The organism is Pedobacter sp. 01N416 (assembly GCF_056399685.1).
The window spans coordinates 1-6,654 of the sequence record NZ_JBFTRT010000261.1 but is presented as its reverse complement, the minus strand read 5'-3'; the positions used below and the strand labels follow the sequence as shown (position 1 = coordinate 6,654).

Genomic DNA, 6,654 nt, shown 5'->3' with positions numbered 1-6,654 from the left:
GTTTAATCAGTAAAGCTTCTCTAACGCCATGCATCGAAACACGGTTATATTTTTCGGTAACTGTTGTAATCAGGTAACGGATTTCGATAGTAGGATCTTGTAAGACATAGTGTAAGGCCAATGTACTGTCTTTACCACCGCTCCAATTAAAAATGCAAAGCTTTTTATCTGGCATTGACTAATATTTCTTTTAATTCTGTAATGCCTTCTACAGCGTTTTTCTCAATGTTGATCACGTTTTTATAACGTTTTACATCGGGTGTTCTTGGATCGATAATGTATTTGTCGACAAAGGAAGGCACAAAATCGATTAAACCTGCCGCCGGATAAACGGCCAATGAAGTTCCKATCAGTACAAACAAGTCTGCCTGTTTGCAAAGTTTAGCGGCTACCTCTATCATGGGTACAGCTTCACCAAACCAGACTACATGCGGCCGAAGTTGAGAACCCAACTCGCAAAGCTCGCCCATTTTGATTTCTGAACCAACGATTGGATAAGTTAAATCAGCTTTTCTATCTGATTGAGACTTGGTAATAACGCCATGAAGATGGGTAACTTTGGTAGAACCTGCTCTTTCATGTAAATCATCAATGTTTTGGGTAATAATTTCAACGTCGAAGTCTTTTTCCAGCTCAGCAAGCACCTGGTGAGCCAAATTGGGTTTTGCGGCTAAAACCTGTCTTCTCCTTTCATTATAAAATTCTTGTACCAATTCGGGGTTTCTCTCCCAGGCCTCGGGGGTAGCTACATCATAAACATTATAGCCCTCCCATAATCCATCAGAATCCCTAAATGTTTTTAACCCACTTTCGGCACTGATCCCTGCTCCTGTTAAAACAACTAATTTCATAAATTATGATTACACAGATTAAATGATTACACTGATTTTAGTGATTTCACAGACCGGCTGTGGCTGATGAATTTTTTGGCTATGTTTTCGTCTGCCTTAAATATCTCCGGGTGGAACATGCAGGCTAAAGCTTCTATACCTTCAACCAGCGTACCTACGCTAGGTTGGGTGAACATATCAAAATCAGCAATATAAACCTGATTGTTTTTTACTGCCTCAAGATCGATCCAGCCTGATTTTGACGTTAACAGCTCCATTTCTTCCATGCTTCGTTTCATATCAAAGCCACATGGTGCGATAATCAAAACCTCTGGGTTATATTTCAGGATTTTATCCCACTGGGTTACAATAGAGTCGCCACCAGGATTGGACAACATATCAACGCCACCGGCTGCTGCAATCTGAAAAGGAATCCAGTGTCCGCAATTGTATATCGGTTCGATCCATTCCATTAGCATAATCCTTTTTAACGGTGCACGGTTTGCCCTAAGCTGATCTAAAATATGATCCGTTTTCTTTTGCAGGCCTGCCAGATAGTTTAACGCTACCTCTTCCTTTCCTAAAGCCCTGGCAATGGTAATGGCGCAATCGAAAACATCCTGTAAGTTATTTGGCGATAAAGGTACCAGCGTTGGCTGTTTGCTAAGCTTCATTACGGCTGTTTCGGTACAAACAGTATCGATGTTGCACACCTCGCATATATCTTGTGTGAAAACCACATCGGGTGCGATGCTTTCCAACAGTGCATCATCTACCCAATACAAACTTTTGCCTTGCGCTTTTGATGCCGAAAAGATCCGGTCTATTTCGATACTCGAATAGTTTTTGCCTTCTAATATGCAACGTACAACTTTTGGTTGATCTGCAGCCTCTTTAGGGCATTCGAATGTTACGCCATGCAGGTATTCTTGCAGGCCCATATCGTAAATCATTTTAGTGGCAGCAGGTAAAAAGGAAACAACTTTCATTAGGATGTAAAAGGTAAAATGGAATTGATATTCTAAGTTAAAAAAAATCCTCTTTTGAATCGAATCAAAAGAGGATTTCTATCTTGTTTTTACTTTATTGGTGTTATGCCAAACAATGGATCTTTCTACAGCTCTTGTGTTTGCAGTTTTAATACTGGGTATTTTGCTTTTAAGATTTCAAAAGCGCCAAAAAGCAAAGCACCATAGATTATTGTTCCTTCTAAGAATCTGATCTCGAATGGAATGGCTTTAATTAAGCAATCTATAAAACCATTTAAGTTTTGCGTATACAATGGGTTTTTATACCATGAACCGATATCACTTACAATCCAATGGATGAATACAATTACGATTGTAGATAGGAATAAGCTGGCAATATTTACCTTCTTTAATAAGAAACGACCCGCTAAAACCATTAATGCAATTGCAAGGTATGTCCAAAGTTCTTGAACTAAAAACAAATCTACATACTGTTTATAGATGGTTGTATAAAGTACTAAATCGCTTAAAAACAAACTCAATAGCGGAAAAGCGAATGCTTTAAGATGATCTTTAAAATATGCTCCTCCAAATAAGGCTACTGCTCCTATTGATGAAAAATTAGCAAACTTTAATTCATCTGAGTTGAATGTTACCAGCAAACGTAAAGCCGTTATTGCCAATATCATTAACAACAAAATTAAAGTGCGTGGATTAAATTTTAAATGAGACATGCTATTTCTGGTTAATATTTAAACAAAGTTAAATTTTTATTAGCGGATATTAAAACTTACACCTGTATTAAAGTTGAAGCCCAAACTATTGTAACCAATAATTTCGCTGTATTTTTCGTTCAGAATATTTTTTGCATCAAAAAATATCTTTACACGTTTCTTTGCCAATGCATATTCGGCATAAGCATTTAACAATTTATAAGCAGGTAGATTGTCGACTGTATACGTGTTAAAATTACCATCGGTACGTTTGCCGAAATAACGGTAATTTGCACTCACATATAAATTGCTTGTTGCCTGTGCACCTGCAGTAATGCCAAATGTATGTTTTGGTCTGCGGAAAAGATAGTTAGCAACGGCATTATCAACAAAGTTGAACTCATTGCCTTCTACATAAGCGTAATAGCCATTAATGTTAAACACACTGAATTTAACTGCTGGTTCAACTTCGAAACCTTTGGTTTTCTGACTTACCTGGTTAATGTATCCGTTAGGGTAAGCATAAATAATGGCGTCAGTTAAATCGCGTTTGTAACCTGCTAAACGTAAGCTAAATTTGTCGCCAGCAAAGCTAAAATTAACGCCAGCTTCGTAATTCTTCGATTTTTCCGGCTTTAAATCCAAATTAGCACCAAACTGACCAAAAAGCATGTTTAAGGTAGGAACTTTAAATGCTGTTGAAACCGTTCCAAATAATTTTATCTCTTTAATGACATTGATGCTTGGGGTAATTGAGTAGGTATAGTTTTCGCCATATTGTTCGTGTTTATTGTAACGTCCGCCTACTTCAAGGTTAAACACACTTAAATCGTGTAAGAATAATGATCCGTAAGCGGCAAAAATGTTGGTTTCCGGTTTATTTGTTGCTGATGATAATTTCATCACACGGTTATCGATACCCACCAATAAATCGAGTTTGTTACCCAATTTTTGGTTGTAGAATAAATCCAATAGTGATACCCTTCCTTCGTTAATGCTTGGGTACTGGCTATGCGCATCGTTTCTGGTACTTTCGAAACTATAGTTTAACGTTACTTTACCAGTTGCAAATTCGTATTTGGCATTGGTACCTGCAGCAAAGTTTTTCAGGATAGAATAATTGTTTGCATCGGTAAAAGCGCCACCATCAAACTTGTAATTGCCATAATAGTAGCGTACAAATGGATTTACAGAGAAATGCTTATCCAGTTTGATTCCGAAATTCGCATTTAAGGCATCAGTTTTAAAGCCGTCTTTATCAAATACAGCTGTACTTCCCACTGGTGTTGCTGCTTCTGAAATTCCATCGGTTTTGGCGTGGGTATAGTTAATATTATACGAAAAACCTTCAACACCACCGTTTAAACCAATGGTTCCTTTGTAAGTTTCGTAACYGCCTGCACTGGCCACACCATAAATGGTATTGCCTTTTGGGCCACCTTTTTTAGTGATGATATTGATTACTCCTGCAACGGCATCAGAACCATAAATGGTAGACTGACCGCCTCTTAAAATTTCGATATGATCGATCTGATCGATAGAAATCAATCTTAAATCGAATGCACCTCCGTTTCCTGATGGATCGTTTTGCACAATACCATCGATTAAAACCACGGCATAAGCACTTCCTGCACCTCTAAAAAATACCGATTTGTTTAATCCCGGATTGCTGCTTGAACCTGCTACAATAATCCCTGCCTGCTCGCTAATAAGTTCTGGCAATGATTTTCCGTTACTGCGCTCCAATACTTCACGACTGATGATCGTAACCACTTTACCTGTCTGTGATTGTTTCTGGTCATTTTTTGTTGCAGAAATTACAACATCTTTGAGCTGCAAACTGTCTTGTGTTTGAGCATTAGCCACCTGGCTAATCATTAACTGTGCTAGCCCTAAACTGGCTACAGTTAGCATTCTTTTTTTGTTCATTTGATTGTGGTTTTGCCCACAGCCAACAGATAGAAAAGGAAATGAAAATACGAAAAACGTTAAGTATCTCAATCCTAGCTTCAATCCCCGAAAGCTATGAAATTAAATGCTGAAGGCAGGTCTTCTGACTTACTCCCGGGTTTCCGGCCTTCCCATCCCGACAAGTCGGAACAGTGGCAGATTGATTGGAAATCCGTTATAGAGCTTACAGCTGCGGGACAGTTACAGATTTACACTGTATTCCCTTTTAATTCCGGGTGTAATGCCGGAAACCAAAAGCGCTGCAAAAGTAACAAAATTAAGCAACATGTAAAATGCATGATGGAAAATGGTGGTTTTAATAGAAAAAGCTAAATTAGGAATCAAATTTTTACCCATGAGAAGAATATTAATTGTTACATTTTCATTAATAAGCCTATCTGTTATGGCGCAAAAAACCGATACTGTTTTTTTGAAGAAACTGATGGAGTCTAAGCCTGAGCTTTTTTCCGCTGTACTTCATCATCCTGATCAAAACCAGATCCAGATTCTCTATACCCAGATTAACCGTGGTGCGAAGAATAAACCCACTTTTAAAACCTTTAGCTACAATTTAGACCCACACCATTATTTTTATCCTGCCAGTACGGTTAAACTAGCCGCTGTAATTTTTGCCTTGGAAAAAGTAAACCGCTTAAAAAATACAGGCTTAACGGCTAAGAGTACCATGATTACCGATAGCGCCTATAAAGGACAAACGAAGGTTTTAACAGATACAAGTGCTAAAAATGGACTTCCATCAATAGAGCATTACGTTAAAAAGATTTTGCTTACCAGTGATAATGATGCTTTTAACCGTTTATTCGAGTTTATTGGTCGTGCCGAAATTAATGAAAAACTGAAAGCTAACGGATTATACGATAGCCGCATTTTAAATCGCCTGGCCATTGGCGATGCAGGAGAATCAGCTAAACATACCAATCCCATCAAATTTTACAATGGCGAACAATTGGTGTATGATCAGGCTGCCCGGTACGATTCAAAAGAATATGAATTAAAATTAAGCAATTTGGTAATGGGTACCGGATACATGGATAGTACCAACAAGCTGGTAAACAAACCTTTCAGTTTAGCGGGGAAAAACGCTTTCGCCATTAACGATCAACAGAAACTGATGCAGAAATTGATTTTTCCTGATGCTTTTCCGCTTAAAGAACGGTTTAACCTTACTAAAGAAGATTATAAGCTCATTTATACTTATATGAGTAAATATCCAACCGAAAGTAATTTTCCTAAATACGATCCGAAAGAATTTTGGACTACCTATGCAAAAATGTTATACTATGGACGGGAACAGGTAACTCCTGATCCAAATATCCGCATCTTCAATAAATATGGCGATAGCTATGGCTACATCATTGATAACTCATATTTCGTTGATTTTAAAAATGGAATTGAATATTTCCTAACCGCTGTTGTTCATAGTAATGAGGATGGCATATTTAACGATAATAAATACGAATACGAAACAGTTTGTTTTCCTTTTATGAAAAATCTGGGCAGAACCATTTACGAATTGGAACTAAAAAGAGCTAAAAAACAAAAGCCCGATTTAAATAAGTTTAAGATGGATTACACTTATTAAAAACCTTTCTCATCTTTTAAGGTTTATTGCGTATTAATTGTATAAAAAACTATACATTAATTAAAAAATAATATATTCGCATTTCAAAATTAAAGGATACATCTCTAATGGCTAAACTATTAATAATTGATGATGAGCGTGCGATAAGGAGTACCTTACGCGAAATTCTGGAGTACGAAAATTACGATGTTGAAGATATCGATAACGGTATTGATGGCCTCGAAATGATCAAAAAAGGAAATTTCGACCTGGTACTTTGCGATATCAAGATGAATAAGATGGATGGTATGGAAGTGCTGGAACAGGCACAGATCATCAAACCCGATTTGCCATTCATTATGATATCTGGTCATGGAACAGTTGAAACTGCCATTGAAGCCAGTAAAAAAGGAGCTTTTGATTTTATTTCGAAACCACCTGACTTAAACAGGTTATTAATTACGGTTCGTAATGGTTTAGACCGTGGAAATTTAGTTACCGAAACCAAGGTTTTAAAACGTAAAGCAAGTAAAACCCGAGAGATTTTAGGCGAATCGGAAAGTATTTCTAAAATTAAAGAAACCATAGAACGTGTGGCTCCGACCGAGGCC

7 protein-coding genes and 1 riboswitch are annotated in these 6,654 nt (G+C 37.4%); of the genes, 2 read left to right on the top strand and 5 right to left on the bottom strand.

Annotated features, from left to right (window positions below; genetic code table 11):
* From AC1DND_RS15280 to AC1DND_RS15260, 5 genes are all read right to left on the bottom strand, one after another.
* Window positions 1-175, bottom strand: a 175-nt coding sequence (locus AC1DND_RS15280; protein ID WP_477582837.1) for a Dph6-related ATP pyrophosphatase, incomplete at its 3' end; no start/stop codon positions are given.
* The gene (locus tag AC1DND_RS15275; RefSeq protein WP_477582835.1) at window positions 165-851 is read right to left on the bottom strand and encodes an SIR2 family NAD-dependent protein deacylase; all 687 of its coding nucleotides are present in this window, start codon (window positions 849-851) and stop codon (window positions 165-167) included. The genes AC1DND_RS15275 and AC1DND_RS15280, both read right to left, overlap by 11 nt.
* Window positions 852-877: 26 nt before the next feature.
* Window positions 878-1,819 carry an ABC transporter substrate-binding protein gene (locus AC1DND_RS15270; protein WP_477582833.1) on the bottom strand — a complete coding sequence of 314 codons (942 nt, stop codon included), beginning with the start codon at window positions 1,817-1,819 and terminating at the stop codon, window positions 878-880.
* Between the two features lie 125 nt (window positions 1,820-1,944).
* Window positions 1,945-2,532: a DUF6580 family putative transport protein gene (locus tag AC1DND_RS15265; RefSeq protein ID WP_477582831.1), complete on the bottom strand. Its 588-nt coding sequence runs from the start codon at window positions 2,530-2,532 to the stop codon at window positions 1,945-1,947.
* A 39-nt stretch (window positions 2,533-2,571) separates the two neighbouring features.
* Window positions 2,572-4,440: a TonB-dependent receptor plug domain-containing protein gene (locus tag AC1DND_RS15260; RefSeq protein ID WP_477582830.1), complete on the bottom strand. Its 1,869-nt coding sequence runs from the start codon at window positions 4,438-4,440 to the stop codon at window positions 2,572-2,574.
* 97 nt (window positions 4,441-4,537) lie between these two features.
* A riboswitch (cobalamin riboswitch) is annotated at window positions 4,538-4,732 on the bottom strand.
* An 84-nt stretch (window positions 4,733-4,816) separates the two neighbouring features.
* On the opposite strand from AC1DND_RS15260, the gene AC1DND_RS15255 reads away from it, so the two are divergent.
* Window positions 4,817-6,064, top strand: coding sequence for a serine hydrolase (locus AC1DND_RS15255; protein WP_477582829.1), 1,248 nt, complete (start codon window positions 4,817-4,819; stop codon window positions 6,062-6,064).
* A gap of 107 nt (window positions 6,065-6,171) precedes the next feature.
* Window positions 6,172-6,654 (top strand): sigma-54-dependent transcriptional regulator (locus tag AC1DND_RS15250; RefSeq protein WP_477582827.1); only part of this gene is annotated, 483 nt, incomplete at its 3' end.